Annotated in this window: 10 protein-coding genes; 1 reads left to right on the forward strand and 9 read right to left on the reverse strand. The window is 64.1% G+C overall.

Annotated elements, in window-relative coordinates; genetic code table 11:
• Positions 1 to 4 precede the first annotated feature (4 nt).
• From G3A44_RS19450 to ssb, 8 genes are all read right to left on the reverse strand, one after another.
• A complete protein-coding gene (locus G3A44_RS19450) occupies positions 5 to 1,114 on the reverse strand; it encodes an endonuclease NucS domain-containing protein (RefSeq protein ID WP_163459417.1) in 1,110 nt (369 codons plus the stop codon).
• A 16-nt stretch (positions 1,115 to 1,130) separates the two neighbouring features.
• Entirely contained in the window at positions 1,131 to 1,982 is an 852-nt protein-coding gene (locus tag G3A44_RS19455) for a hypothetical protein (RefSeq protein WP_163459418.1), read from the reverse strand.
• A complete protein-coding gene (locus G3A44_RS19460; RefSeq protein WP_163459419.1) occupies positions 1,979 to 3,763 on the reverse strand; it encodes an AAA family ATPase in 1,785 nt (594 codons plus the stop codon). The genes G3A44_RS19455 and G3A44_RS19460 overlap by 4 nt, the downstream gene beginning before the upstream one ends.
• Before the next feature lie 2 nt (positions 3,764 to 3,765).
• Entirely contained in the window at positions 3,766 to 5,787 is a 2,022-nt protein-coding gene (locus G3A44_RS19465; protein WP_163459420.1) for a restriction endonuclease subunit S, read from the reverse strand.
• Positions 5,787 to 6,065, reverse strand: coding sequence for a hypothetical protein (locus tag G3A44_RS24180; protein WP_203561490.1), 279 nt, complete (start codon positions 6,063 to 6,065; stop codon positions 5,787 to 5,789). The genes G3A44_RS19465 and G3A44_RS24180 overlap by 1 nt, the downstream gene beginning before the upstream one ends.
• A complete protein-coding gene (locus tag G3A44_RS19475; RefSeq protein ID WP_163459421.1) occupies positions 6,062 to 7,981 on the reverse strand; it encodes a type I restriction-modification system subunit M in 1,920 nt (639 codons plus the stop codon). Before G3A44_RS19475 ends, G3A44_RS24180 begins: the two co-directional genes overlap by 4 nt.
• A 35-nt stretch (positions 7,982 to 8,016) precedes the next feature.
• Positions 8,017 to 10,449 carry an EcoAI/FtnUII family type I restriction enzme subunit R gene (gene hsdR, locus G3A44_RS19480; RefSeq protein ID WP_163459422.1) on the reverse strand — a complete coding sequence of 811 codons (2,433 nt, stop codon included), beginning with the start codon at positions 10,447 to 10,449 and terminating at the stop codon, positions 8,017 to 8,019.
• Positions 10,450 to 10,882: 433 nt separating this feature from the next.
• Positions 10,883 to 11,407, reverse strand: a complete 525-nt coding sequence (gene ssb / locus G3A44_RS19485; RefSeq protein ID WP_163459423.1) for a single-stranded DNA-binding protein — start codon at positions 11,405 to 11,407, stop codon at positions 10,883 to 10,885.
• Between the two features lie 187 nt (positions 11,408 to 11,594).
• Here ssb and G3A44_RS19490 point away from each other — a divergent pair, with 187 nt between their 5' ends.
• Complete coding sequence (locus G3A44_RS19490) at positions 11,595 to 12,092, forward strand: hypothetical protein (protein WP_163459424.1); 498 nt, start codon at positions 11,595 to 11,597, stop codon at positions 12,090 to 12,092.
• A gap of 47 nt (positions 12,093 to 12,139) precedes the next feature.
• Here the strand turns inward: G3A44_RS19490 and G3A44_RS19495 are convergent, their stop codons facing one another.
• On the reverse strand, positions 12,140 to 14,437 hold the full coding sequence (locus G3A44_RS19495; RefSeq protein ID WP_163459425.1) for a prolyl oligopeptidase family serine peptidase: 2,298 nt from the start codon (positions 14,435 to 14,437) through the stop codon (positions 12,140 to 12,142).
• Positions 14,438 to 14,578 lie beyond the last annotated feature (141 nt).

Consider the following 14,578-nt stretch of genomic DNA (forward strand, 5'->3'; position numbering starts at 1 on the left):
GGGTCTACAGGTGGCTTGACACCGAGTCAGCCCACTTCGGAAACGCCTGCTTCAGGCGCTCCACGGTGTGGCGCCACTTGGGCGTTGTCGGCTGGCACACCGTGTTTTGGTTGCCGAACAGGCCCACTTCGTTGACGGCCTGGGTCTCCGGTACGGCATCGAGCCATTTCACCCGGACAAAGTACTCGGCCCGATCCGGATCGTCGGCCGTCAGTTGGTACTTCTCGGCATGCTTGAGCGCCGTCAGGGCGGGTTGTTCGCCGTGATCGGTCAGCACCTTGAAGTCTTTCACCGGCTGGACCGACTCCAGCACCGTGCCCACGCCAACGTAGCCCTTCTTGGGAATCTTGACCCAGACCCGGTCCCCCGGCGAAAGGAGCTTCAAGGTCTGGCTGTACCAACTGCCGCCACCACCGCTGATGTAGCCAAACCGTCGGGCGTCCTCCCAACTGCGCGAGGTGGCGTCACCGAAGGACACATAAAACTCACCGTTCCAGGGTTCCTTGTCGCCTTTGACGGTGGCGGTGGCCACCATGTTGGCCTGGGTCTCGCCAGGATCAATGAGCCAAGCGCGGCTCAACAGCTTGTCGGCACCGTGCTCGAAGACTTGGAAGAAGAGGACGTTGATCGCGATGTCCCGGGCATTGAGGTAGCCAATGATCCGCTCGGTGGACGGGTCCAATTCAGCGGCCACGATGACGATCTGGTGCGACTGATTGAGGGTTTCTTCGTCCAACTCCACACCAAAGCGCGCCTGGAAGGCCGCATCCAGGCTCTTGCCACCCGAGAACCGCTGGTAGATCTGCGCCACCCGCTCCGGCGTCAACTGTTCAACCCACGAGGCGTAGTCCAGAGCCTGGGCGACGATTTCACGCGGTGTGCGGTCGCGCTTCAGCTCGATGAGCACCAAGGAGGCATCTGGCGCAATTGCCAGCAGGTCGATACGGCCACCGTAGGACGTGACTTCTTGGCGCCCGATCAGCATCCACTCGCTGGACAAGATGCGCGGATCCCGCACGATCATGTCTTCGAGTTGCTGCTCGCTGGCCAGGTGGCTGGAGACGAGTGGCGCCGGCTGTTCGCCGACCTTCCAGATGGCGTGGTGGATGGGCATAGAGGGACAGTCAGGTCTAGGCGATCAGGCGTTGCAGTGCTGGTTGATTGCTGAATCGGATACACCATTTCGCAACGGCCGAGAGTTCGGATTCCGGCTTGGTGAGGGAAGTAATTTCGCAGGCCACGGCCTTGACTTCCTGCCTTGCCGCCGCCGACGTCGTTGTCTTCGCGAGTGCTTTCTGATACTTGTCGAGCAGCTTGGCCGTCTTCTGCCAGACCTTCCTGCGCTCCTCGGCGAGGGCCTGATGCTCGGTCAATTTCAGCCGCTCCACGGTTCGCCTCACGCGTACAGCGTCCCATCGCGATACGCCAGGTGCCGGCACTGCTTTGCCTTCTTCGTCGAAAGCCAAAAGCGTCACGTCATGCGCGTTGGTCGGGTCGAGAAAGTGCGGGACTTCGTCGCCCTCGCAAGGTCTCGCGTAGCTAGAACAGGGCGAGCCACGGCGCAAAGGAAACCAAGCGCCCTTCTTCCGGTTCGGGACCGTCCCGGCGATCCGAAAGTTCATGTAATCAAACGCAAGCCACCAGTACCCGTCACGCTCTGGGCCGTGTGCATTTCGAGCCACTTTCTTTGGGCGGAAGTGCTCCACATCCAGGTGCGAGGCGATGTCCTTTGCCTCAGTAAACCAGCACTTGCCGCCCGACAGTGCCAGCAACCACGGCTTGAGCTTGCCCCAGTGGGCGCTGTTCTTGTCGATGAACTCGTTGCGCTCCTTGACCTTCCTCGCAGCATCGAGTTTGGCAAGTTCACCAACCAGCCTTTCGGACTCAGCTAGCCAGGCGCTCCAATCAGCCTTCGTCCAACGAACGTCGGCAGGCAAGTCCGCGTCCGTCGGCAATTTGTTATCCAAGTCGATGAAGATCATGCGCGGCCCTCCTCCCGCAAGATTTCTTCGATGATCTCGTCGGCAATGCGGTTTTGCTCCGCTTGCTCTTCCGGTGAGAGTGACGGCCTCCTGAACCTGCGGTGCTGGGCCATCTTGCGCACGAACAGCGCGTAGTCCGGGTCGCGGAAATCCGCCGTCGAGAAGCCCAAGTCCGCCAGCTCGGCCGATAGGCGGGTCAGCTCAGCCTCTTCGTCGGCGGTACGGGGTTGCTTGACGAACAGTTCGTTGCGTCGGAACAGGCGGCGCTCGGTTTCTGCATCCAGCGTGGAAGTCAGGCCGAACAGTTCGCTCTTGAGCAAACCGGTGACGCCCATGCCTTGCGGGTGCTCGTCGGGCACGTCCACGACGGTACTGCGGCCCTGTCGGCGCAGGATGTGAACCTGCTCGCGCTTCAGGCTGCCCACCATCATGGGGTCGTGGGTGGTAATCAGAATCTGGGACTGTCCGGCTGTTTCGAAATAGCCATCTTCGACATAGCCCTGTGCGGCATAGCCGTCTGAATCACCCAGCACGCCCTCGATGTCATCAAAGTAACGCAGCTTCCAGATCGGGTTCAGGTGCGTGTCCGGCTCGTCGAGCAGGAACAGGCAATGGTTGTCGCGGGTGATGCGCATCAGGCCCAGCACGGTGAGCATTTGCAGCTCGCCTTCGGACAACTGCGTGAAGCTCACCGCACCACCGTGTTCGTCACGCTTCTTGACGGTGATGCGCACTTCTTCGATCAAGTCGCCGATGTAGGCGCCCTCGGCATAGCGGAAGAAGCTGTCGGTGCCGCCCACCAGCTCGCCCAGTTCCCGCAGCTTGGCGTGGCTGGGCACATACAAATAGAGCTGTTTTTGCTTCTCCGTGCGGCCCCGGAAGTCGATCTGCTGCGTGGTTTCTTGCTCGATGGGCGCCCAGGCCACTTGCCAGAGCTTGTCGAGGAACTCGCTCACCACATTGCCCCGTGCGTACCAGAAGCGTGGGTCGCCCTCGTTCAGCTCGTTTTCGTCGAAGCGGCCGCCCCGGCGTTTTTCGCGCAGCCGGTGCGGCTCTTTCAGCACGAACAGGGCGGATTCCAACGACTCGATGTGCAGGTTCTTGAGCACCTTCTGGAAGACCGGGTCGTCGGACAGCAAGCAGGCCAAGAGCACCAATTGGCTGTGGCCGCCACGGCAGTAGAACAGCCGGCGCAGGCGGTCATCGCCCGCTTGCTTAAGTCGGGCCTCGCGGCGGCGGCGCACCTCATCCAATGCGCGTATGTCGGCATCGCTGGCCGAGAACTGGTTTAGCAATTGCTCGGGCAGCACCTCGTCAGTGGTGATTTCCTGACGCAGATTGAAGCGGCGCTGGTGCTCTTGGAATAAGGCTTCGATGCGCTCGTTGCGGCCCGAGTAATAGGCAAAGATGTGCGAGGGCAGCAGCTCCCGGTTTTTCAGCAGGTAGCCCTGTGACTCGGCCTTGCCGTCCACCCACACATAGGGCCGTTTCTGCTTGGCGGTGACGGCTTGCAGCTTGACGGTGTGGCCGCGTATGTCGTACGCCAGCGTGTAGTCCAGTGCGGCGTCGCGATCCAGATCGACATCGCGGAAGATGGTGATCAGCGCCTCGATCAGGTTGGATTTGCCCACACCGTTCTGGCCGATCAGCGCATGGCTGCGGATGGCTTTGGGAACCGCTGCTGGGGCGGCTCGGGGAGCGGGTTCCAACTGGGTCGCGAAGTCGATCACCACGCCGCGCAGGTTGCGGAACTGCGGAATGCTCAGGTGCCGCAACTGCATGGTCAGGCCTTGGCGGGTTCGGCGGTGGGTTTCTCGCGCACCTGCGCCGGCTCGGGTTCGGCAATCCAGCCGTGCGTCACCTCGGTTTTGAGCTGGGCGTAGAAGGCGTCGATCTCGCCGCCGAAGCGTTGCCAGAGGTCGCGGGCGGCCATCTCACCTTGGTGGCGGGCCAGGATGGTGGCCAGCGGTGCCTGGGCTTTCACATCGGGCGGTGTGGCCAAGCGCAGCAACGAGACAAGTTCGGTTTGGGGGGCTTTCATGGCGGTGTCTTCGGCTTGTTCGATGTTGATGCCGGTGAGGGCGGCAACGGTTGAGCTTGCAAGGCTCGCAGCAACGCGCAACCCGGTAGTCAGGTGACGCGCATGCTGATCGCACAGCGCAAACAAGCGATCAATGACTTGAACGATTCGATCCTGCTCATCACGGGGCGGCACAGGGACAACGAGGTCTTCAACCCCCCCCACCCGGAGGTGCTTGACGGTCATGCCGATCGCTGCCTCTGACATCCTCGTCTGGAAGCTGGGGCTTTGAATCACGTAGAGCAAGTAGCGATTGCTGAACAACTCGTTGAACAAGCGAATCAGCATCGTGCGCTGCCCGAGACAAACCCGTTCACCATCGGGAACGATTGCGGCCTCCCCCATTGGCGCTTCCCGCGTAAAGAAGATGTCGCCTGCCCGGGGTTGCATGCGTCTTGCCCAATACGCATAGGTCTCTTCAGAAATCTTTCGAGTCTTCGTTAGCTCCATTCGCCCGTCGCGGATGTCGGTGGTGCGAATAAGGTGAATGCCTTCATTGACGTACGGTGCTGTCTTGTTATGGCAGTCCACAACAGCTTGCGAAACCTGAAGCAACGAGGCCCAGCGCCAATGCTCGGGCAATACTTCGCTTGGTGCTGCGGCCTGCTGGGTTCTCAGCTTTTTAAGCATCCCAACGGCTTCCTTTTTTTCCTGCCCTTCAGCGGTTTTTGCCCACTTCGACCGGGCTTCCGCGATCTGGTCAAGCAGCGTTGACGCAGGGGTTGGCGTCCGTGTGGATGGCAACAAGCGCCCATTCACAGCAAGGTCGAGGACTAGCCCCCTGAAGTCGCGTACGTCCTGCGGCTCGCTGAATAGCTGCCCGAAGTTCGCTTGCAGCCTTTCCCACCCCATCCGCAACTCATGCGAGCTTTGTGCGGTGGCCAAGGCTTGCAAGGTGGACTGCCTCAGGGCGTTCTGTAGCTTGCGGCGGTCTTGCTGCTGCTTCTCCAACTGATCGCACAAGGCCATCAGTTCATCGACTTTGGCGACGATGCGGGATTGCTCTTCGGATGGAGGCAACGGAAAAGCCCGCGTTGCGAAGTAGTCCGTTGGCACACGCTTTTGACCCGCAGTACCGGTCATGTTTTTCTCGCCCTCCACCATGAAAAGCGGCGAGCGCAGAAATAGGTAGACGTATGCGGACAAAACGCCAGGGTGAATGGGGCGGAACACCTGGAGTTCGGTGGTGCCCGCGCCAATACCTGCATCTCCCGGCAGGCCCTCCACGGCGGCGGCTTTGCCGTTTTCAAAGCAGGGCGTGATCTTGGCCAGCACCACGTCGCCGTTTGCGAAATGGGTGTAGCCCTTCTTGATGTCGCCCCAGCGCTTGGTCTCGGCAATGATGGCTGCGCGGTGAAATTGAGGCACCCCGCTCATGGGAACAAAGGCTGCTAGTTGCTCGTCCGGCGCATCATTGCGCGGATTGATCTCACCGATGTCAAGTAGGCGTGTCCATCGCCAAGCCGCCGGCAACGAAATGCCTTGAGGCGGGCAGACGGGCTCACTTTCAAGTTCAACCATCCGCTTGTATTGCTTGGCCCGGATCAGCCGCTGTCGTTGTGCACCGATATGCGCCAGCAAAAGGCCGGCATCTTCCCTAGATTCACCACGCGGGGTCAGCGAACCCGTGACGGCCAGCTGGTAAATCATTTGCCGCAAGTGGGCGATACCTCCCGGCGCCTTAGCAACATGCCCAAACTCCGCCAAAAACTGCTTCGCATCCATCAGTTATCCTCCCCACGGTTTTCCAGCCGCGCCCGCGAATTGGCAATGGCCTCCTGCAACTTGGCCTGCAAAACTTCCTTGGATGGCAAAACCGTAAGATATTCGGCAACGTGAATGCCGCTGCACAAATTGGTGCCCAATTGTCTCGGCAGCGCGGAGACGATCCGTTCGCAGTAGCCGGTACGCTGGCCATGGAGCATGACAGTGCGGCTGCGCTCGATGAGTTGGCGGATGTCGCCCAACAGTTGGGGCGTGGGTTCCAGCGATGCGCCACTCATGCCTGCGCATCCTCGCTGCTGAAGTGGTGCGCCAGCGCGGCCGCCAGCTCGCTCTTCAAGCGGTTCTCGGTCTCCTCGATCTGACCCAGCAAGGCCTTGTACTTGTCCAACAGCACATCGGGGTCGTGGCTTTCTTCCTCGGGCGCGTTCGGGTTCTTCAAATCCAGGTTGAAGATCGGCCAGTAGAGGCGATCCCCGGCGGCCTGGGCATCGCGGGCTTGCAGGTCTAACGAGTCCGCTTGGGCGCGCAACTGCTCGACGGTACGAGTGAGACTGATGATGGTCGCCTCCGTACTGCCGCTGTTCAGCGCTGAGCGCAGTGCCTCGACTAGCACGAGGGTGTAGTCGCGCTGACCTGCGTGAGCCGCGTGAAGGTCTGACTGCAAATCTTCCACCTGCTCTTGGAGTGTGTTCACAAGGCTCTCGTCCTTCCGGCGGCCGACGAGGGAGTCGCTCAAGTATTTGGCTTGCCGACGGCAGACGGCTGCCTGATTTCTGATGTCTTCGGCCCGCGCCCAATGCGGTGTCGCCTGGCTTTGCGCCTGCTCGCGCTTGCTCTTGAAATCCACCTTCCAGGCGAACTCGTTTTCCACCCGATCGGCAAAGTCGTTGGCCTCATTGCCCCACCACGCGATCTCGGGCTGGAACTCCTCAACGCGGATGGGTTTGGTCTTGCTGTAGCTCTTGTAGCCCGGCGGGTAGGGGTGCTCGTAGTACCAGATGGTGTCGGTGTGGAAGTGCTCGGTGCCGTCGTCCACCTGGGCACCCTTGGTGAAGAACAGCAGGTTGGTCTTGATGGTGGTGTACGGGGCGAACACGCCCTTGGGCAGGCGCACGATGGTGTGCAGCTTGCAGTCGCGCAACAGCAACTGTTTGAGCGTGCCCTTGATGCCGTCGCCAAACAAAAAACCGTCGGGCAACACCACAGCGGCGCGGCCGTTCTCCTTCAACAGCTTCTTGACGATCAGCGCCATGAACATGTCGGCGGTTTCGCGGGTGCGCAGGTCAGCGGGGTAGTCGCTGCCCACGCCGTCATCCTCGTAGCCGCCAAAGGGCGGGTTGGTGATGACGCAGTCCACCTTGTCGTTGGCGCTCCAGTCGTTCCAGCCGATGCCCAGGGTGTTACGGTGCACGATCTGGCTGGGCACGTCGATGCCATGCAACAGCATGTTGGTGGTGCACAGCAAGTGCGGCAGTTGCTTCTTCTCGATGCCGTGAATCAGCTCCGCAATGGCCGCCTTGTCTGCGGGGCTGGACTTGTCGGTGAGCTGGTGACGCAGGTGCTCGATGGCCGCCGTCAAGAAGCCACCCGTGCCGCAGGCAGGGTCCATCACCGTCTCGCGCTTGGCCAAGCTGGGGTTCAGCCGGTCCGCCATGAACTGGGTGATGGCACGCGGGGTGTAGAACTCGCCTGCATTGCCGGCGCCCCGCAGGTCGTTCAGCAATTGCTCGTAGACATCGCCCAGGTTGGCGCGAATCGTGAAGTCGTGGAAGTTGATGGCCTCTTCCAGCTTCTCAATCACGGCCAGCAGCTGGGTGCCGGACTTCATGTAGTTGTTGGCGTCCTCAAAGACGCTACGGATCACCTGATGCAGCGGGCTGTCCGATGCGTCCAGCTCCTTCAAAGCCGGGAAGAGCTGATTGTTGACAAAGCCAATGATCTCTGAGGGGGTCTTCTGAGGAGCTTTCTTGCCGTCAAGGCCCGCCACAAACGCCGCCCAGTTGCGCCAACGCAGCCCTTCATCCAGAGGCGATTGGTACGAAGCGTCGTCGTCTTCCCACTCCTCTTCGCGCTGGTCGAAGACTTTCAGGAACAGCATCCAAGTGAGCTGACCCAGGCGCTGGGCGTCGCCATCGACACCATCGTCTTTGCGCATGATGTCTTGGATGGATTTGATGGTACTGCTGAGGTTCATTTCGTTGTTCTCGTTTCAGGCGGCCCGCCAGTGGGTCAGGCCTGCTTCTTGTTGTTCTCTTCGTCGTAGAGCGCTTGTTCCAATGCCCGCACGGCCTGGGTGAACTGTTCAACGCCGCCGAAGATGCCGCGCCGAATCTGTGTCTTGCTGCCGAACTGGTCGAAGGGCGGCAGTTCCAGCACCTTGGCGTCTTCCATGTTTTGCACGCCGTGGTCGGCAAACTTGTCGAGCAAGGCCTCCAGCACCGCACGGGCCTGGTCACCGTACTGGCCGAACACGTTGCGTTTTTTGACGTTGTTGGCGCGCTCGCGCCGGGTCAGCGGTTTCTGGTCGAAGGCCACATGGGCCACCAGATCGAACACATCCAGCTCGGCACCGTTGGGCACCGCTTGCTGCAGCACCTCCAGCGGCACGCCGTGGTCTGCCAGCTCGTCCAACACCGCTTGCTTGCGTTCAGCGCTGTTCCACCGGCGCAAGAAGTCGGTCAGGCTGCCGAACTCGGCCTGCAAGGCCTGCTTGATGTCGTCCTTGAGCAGAACGCGGTAGTCCTCGGTGATGAGCTTGCCATCTGCATCCAGGTACTGCGAGCGCTCGACAGCGACGCGCACGTTCACGTCGTCAATGACGTACTTGGTGCGGCCTTCGCCCCCGGCACCGACGGTGGTGATGTCGGGCGGTTGACCTGTCGTACCTGGCTGGGTGGGGCCAGGGTACGGAGGGTCCGGCTCACCTGTGCCCGGTGGCACATCGGGTGGCACCACGGGTTCGTCTTCTTGGGGCTCATAAATCACCACCGGCTCGCCGTCGAAGTCTGGGTCGGCAAACAGGCGGGTTGCGCCCTTGAAGTCCATGATGGTGAAGTACAGCTTCTGGTAATCCTCGCGCAGGCGCGTGCAGCGCCCGATGATCTGCTTGAACTCGGTCATCGAGTTGATGTTTTGGTCCAGCACGATCAGCTTGCAGGTCTTGGCGTCCACTCCGGTGGTCAGCAGCTTGGAGGTGGTCGCAATCACGGGATAGGCCTCGTCGTTGTCAATGAAGTACGACAACTGCGCCTTGCCCTCGTGGTCATCGCCGGTGATGCGCATCACGTAACGGCGGTTACTGGCAGCGGCAGGAATGATCTTGACCAGTTCTTGGCGCATGCGCTCGGCATGGTCTTGGTCGTCGCAAAACACGATGGTCTTGGCCATCGGATCGGTGACTTTGAGGTACTCCCACACCTTACGTGCCACCAAGCGGGTGCGTTTCTCCAGCACCAGATGGCGGTCGAAATCCTTGGTGGTGTAGAGCCGCTGTTCGACGGCCTGACCAAGCTTGTCCACCTTGCCCTTCTCCGGCATGTAGCCCACGGCATCCACGTCCGTGGCGATGCGGATCACCTTGTAGGGCGCAAGGAAACCATCCTCAATGCCCTGCTTCAGCGAGTAGGTGTAAACCGGGTCGCCAAAGTAAGTGAGGTTGCTCACCTCTTTGGTTTCTTTGGGTGTGGCCGTCAGACCCAGGTGCGTGGCGGCGCTGAAGTAGTCCAGCACATCGCGCCAAGCTGAATCATCGGCGGCGCTGCCGCGATGACATTCGTCGATCACCACCAGATCGAAAAAGTCCGCCGGGAATTGCCGGTAGATCTGCTTCCAATCCTCGCGCCCGGTGACGGCTTGGTACAGCGCCAGGTAGATCTCGTAGTTCTTCTTGACCTCGCGGTTGCTGACTTTGTGCATCACCTCGCCGAACGGGGCGAAGTCCTGCTGCATCGTCTGATCGACCAGGATGTTGCGATCTGCCAAGAACAAGATGCGCTTCTTGGCCTTGGCTTTCCAAAGGCGCCAGATGATCTGGAAGGCGGTGTAAGTCTTGCCCGTGCCGGTGGCCATGACCAGCAACACGCGCTGCTGCCCCTTGGCGATGGCCTCCATGGCGCGGTTGATGGCCACACGCTGGTAGTAGCGCGGTTCCCGGCCGCTGCCATCCGTGTAGAACGGCTGTTCCACCAGCGCCACGGCGGCAGGCGTGCTCAGCCCCTTCCATTGCTGGAACAGCGCCCAGAGTTCGGCGTGTGTCGGGAAGGCATCCAGGGAAACTTCACGCTCGGTCGGCGAGGTCAGCCCGGTGCGGTCGTGTAGCAGGAATGCCGTGCCGTTGCTGCTGATGGCAAAAGGCGCATCCAGCATCTCGGCATATGCCAGCGCTTGCTGCATGCCATGACCCACCGGAAACTTGGCTTGCTTGGCTTCAACCACGGCCAGCGGAACATTCGGGCGGGCGTAGAGAACGTAGTCAGCGCGCTTGGGCCCCCCCTTGGCTTCAGGATTACGAACCCGGGAAGCCAACTTGCCGCGCACCATGACACGGCCGTCCGTGAGGCGCACTTCCTCACGAAACTGTGTCTGCTGCCAACCAGCGGCCTGTATCGCGGGCGTGATGAACTTGGTACAGATGTCCCGTTCACTCAGCTCGTACTTGTCCACGGCGTTCTCCCTGAACCTTCTCGTTCTTGTTGTCCCTTCCTCGGCCCCCAGGTGCCTTTCTGGAAGGCACCCTAGGAATTCTGGGAAGAGAACCTGGGCACACAATCATGTGGAGCCAAATCAAGAGGATAGGTAACCGGCTAGAAGTGTGCAAACGTTCCCGACGTCCGCTCCCGACAACCAAAGGCTGTGTGACAAGCACGCTCGCCTTTCTGGCCAACCAGCTCACCGACCGCGCCCCGGAAAGAATGGGTTGAACGATGGGGCCATGGGTCGTCCAACCTCGCGGCAAGCGACCTGCGATTGACATCCAAAGAAAGGTCGTTGGTGGCGGGAAGATGGCAAAGAGTGCCAAGAACAACGTCAACAAGAAAAAAGCCCCAAGTGACAAGCACTTAGGGCTCTTTCTTTACCGTCTACGGACAGGTAGATCCTAGAACGGAATGTCGTCATCCATGTCGTCGAAGCTGGTGCTCGACTTGGGGGCGGGGCGCGGGGCGGGGGCCGGCGCCGGGCGGGCCATGGGGGCCGGGCGCGCGGCGCGGGGGGCCGGGGCGGGTGCGGGCTCACCACCACCCATGTCGTCTTCGTAGCCGCCGCCACCACCGCCAGCGCCGCCGCCGTCACGGCCGCCCAGCAGTTGCATCTGCTCGGCCACGATTTCGGTGGTGTAGCGGTCGTTGCCGTCCTTGTCCTGCCACTTGCGGGTCTTCAGGCGGCCCTCGATGTAGACCGGGCGGCCCTTGCGCAGGTACTCGCCGGCCACTTCGGCCAGGCGGTCATAGAGCACGACGGAGTGCCACTCGGTTTCCTCCACGCGCTCGCCGCTGTCACGGCTCTTCCAGTTGCGGGTGGTGGCCAGGCGCAGGTTGCACACCGCCGAGCCGCTGGGGGTGTAGCGGGTCTCGGGGTCGCGCCCCAGGTTGCCGATGAGGATGACTTTGTTGATGCTGGCCATGGGCGCTCCTGCGCTGGAAGAACGTCGGCGGCGCAACACGGAAACGGTCCGCCGACCATGAGGTTGAGGGCCGGAATTGTGCCCGATGGCCGCCGCCTGGCGCCCCCTCCGACGGGGGACCGGCGGTCGCGCCGGGCGGCCAGCGGGGCGGCTTGTGGGGCGGGCCGGCCCCTGGCAGCATGGCGCGATGGACACCCTGCGGCCTCAACCCTTCGTTCCCGCCCCTGTCCGGCCTCGGCGCCGGGACCTGCGCGGGCCCGCACTCGTCTGGGCCCTGGCCGTCAGCCTGGGGCTGGCGGGTTGCGCGGGGGCGGCGCCGGCGCTGCCCCCCACCGCCGGCGCCACCGCCACGACCACGGTGATCGCCCCAACGACCGAGGCAGGCGGGCTGCGCCAGGCCCTGCAGGCGCTGGTGGGCGAGGCCCGTTGCCAGGACGACAGCGCTTGCCGCACCTTGGGCCTGGGGGCGCGGCCCTGTGGCGGCCCCTCGGCCTGGCTGGCGTATGCGGAGCGCCCGGGCCTGGCCGCCGAACTGGCCCCGCTGGCGCAGGCGCTGGCGCGGGCAGAGCAATCGGAACACGAACGCAGCGGGCGCATGGGCATCTGCCAGGTGCTGCCCGATCCCGGCGCACGCTGCGAGGCAGGGCGCTGCGTGCTGCGCGGCGGCCGCAGCGCAGCCTACTGAAAGGCGTGGGCCGGGGGCCGGCTGAGCGCAGGACTTGACTCGACGCGTCAGCGCGGCTGGAAGTCGGGGTGCCCCATCTGCCAGAGCATGAAGGCGAAGACGTCGGCACGCTCCTCGAGCTGCTGGCGCTTGGTGCTGCCGATGCCGTGGCCGGCATCCCAGTCCAGGCGCAGCAGCACGGGCCGGCCGCTGGTGCTGGCGGCCTGCAGCCGGGCGGCCACCTTGCTGCTTTCCCACACCTCCACGCGGGGATCGTGCACCCCGTGCACCAGCATGACGGCCGGGTAGGCGGTGGCGTCGCGGATCTGGTGGTAGGTGCTCATGGCCAGCAGGGCGCGAAAGCCCGGCTCGTTGGTGCGGGTGCCAAACTCGGGGATGTTGGCCGGACCGGTGGCCATCAGCTCCGAGCGGATCATGTCCAGGGCGCCCACCTGGGGCACGGCCACGGCGAACAGGTCGGGCCGCTCGGTGATGCTGCGGCCCACCAGGATGCCGCCGGCGCTGGCGCCCCACAGGCCCAGGCGCTGCGGCCGGGTGTAGCCCTGGTCGATGAGCCACTGGGCGCAGGCAATGGTGTCCTTCCAGGTGTTGGGCTTGGTGGCCTGGAAGCCGCCCATGTGCCAGTCCTGCCCGAAGACGCCGCTGCCGCGCGGGTTGATGACCGCCATCACCCCGCCGGCCTCCAGCCAGGCCAGGCGCGAGAGGCTGAAGAAGGGCTCCTCGGTCATGCCATAGCTGGCGTAGCCGTAGAGCAGGGTGGGATGGCGGCCGTCGAGCACCAGGCCCTTGCGGTGGATGACGCTCATGGGCACCCGGGTGCCGTCGTGGCTGGTGACCAGCACCTCGGTGGCCTCGATGCCCTCGGGCGTGTCGTGCGGGCCGGCCGGCTGCAGGCCGGTGTTGCGGACCTGGCCGTCGGCCTGCACCTCGTAGATCTGTCGGGCGCGGGTCCAGCCCTGCAGGTCCAGCACCAGGCCGGGCAGGTCGGGGTGGGCGGCACCGGGGCCGCCTTCCCCGTCGGCGAGGGCGAAGGAGCCGGTCACCGGTAGCGGCACCTCCTGCAGCGCCGGGCCGGCCTGCAGGCCCAGGGGCCGCTTGAGCAGGCGCTTGGCATTGCCGCTGCGCACTTCCAGGTATAGCGCGTCGGCGGCGGCGGCCAGTCCCGCGATCACCCCCTCGCCCTGGGGCACCAGCACCTGGGCGCGGGCCATGTCGGGCTGGCGCAGGTCCAGGCCCAGCACCTGGAAGCGCGGCGCGCCGCGGTGCGAGAGCAGGTAGAGGGTGTCGCCGTGGTAGCTCAGCCCCGTGATCTGGTCGGCGGTGTCCACCACCGGCCGCCAGCGCGGCTGGCCTCGCAGCACCTCGGCCGCGGAGCTGAGGTAGAGGCGGAATTCGCGCTGCACACCGTTCTGCACCAGGCCCAGGGCCCAGCGCCCGTCGTGGGTGAAGGACACCGAGGGTGTCTCATCCGGTGCCAGTTGCACGCCTGGCATGCCAGCGCCCAGCACGCGGCGCGCCTGGGCCAGGCCGCCGCGGGCAGGCATCAGCCAGACGCTGGCATTGCGGTACTTCTCCACCTCGGGGGCGCCGGGCCGCAGGGCCTGCAGGCGGGTGAAGGCCAGGTGGCGGCCGTCGGCCGAGAAGCTGGGGCCGGCCCAGTTGGCGCGGTCGATGGGGGCACCCACCGGGCGGCCGGTCCGGGTGTCGAGCCGGTGCAGCACCGCCTCTTCGGAGCCCTGCTGCGACAAGCCGTAGACCAGCAGGTCGCCGCCGGGCGCGGCGTCGTAGTAGTTGATGGCGTGGGGCTTGCCGGTGCGCCGCTCCAGCGCTGCCGGGTCAACCAGCAGGCGGTCGCTGCCGGGTTGGCGCAGGTGGAGCTTGAACTGGTTGTCGCCCGGGTCGCGACGCTCGTAGAACAGCCGACCGCCAGGCTGGCGCAGCACCGCGGCCACGCGCACCGGCACCGCCTCGTCCAGCGCCACCAAGCGGTCGAGCAGGCGCTGGCGGCCGGGCAGGCGGGCCAGCACCTGGCGGGTGTGCTCGCCCTGGGCGCGCATCCAGGCCTGCACCTCGGGCTGGGCCTTGTCCTCCAGGGCCCGGTAGGGGTCGTGCACGGTAGTGCCGTGGAAGGTCTCGGGCACGTCGCGCACCGGCGCCACGGGCGGTGGCGGCAGGCCGGCGGGCACCGGCGCCACCCCGGCCGGCAGGCCGGGCGGGGTGACGGCGGGCGGTGCGGGCTGGGCACCGGCCGGAACGGCCAGGCTCAGGGCCAGGCTGGCGACCCAGGCGGCCAGGAGACGGCGCCGCGGGGCACGGGCGACAAGGGAGCGGACAGGTGGGGTCATCGTGTGACGGCGCGAAAGCTGCGGGGTGGGCGGCAGGAGCGGCCGCAGGGGCGGCGCTGACGGTGGACGGCTGCTGCGGCGGGGTGAAGGAACCGCGACCGACCCGGTGCACCCGGTAGGCGCACCGCGCCTGCAGGCTAG

The sequence above is a fragment of the Ideonella livida genome (assembly GCF_010499455.1).
Classification (GTDB): Bacteria; Pseudomonadota; Gammaproteobacteria; order Burkholderiales; family Burkholderiaceae_C; genus Ideonella; species Ideonella livida.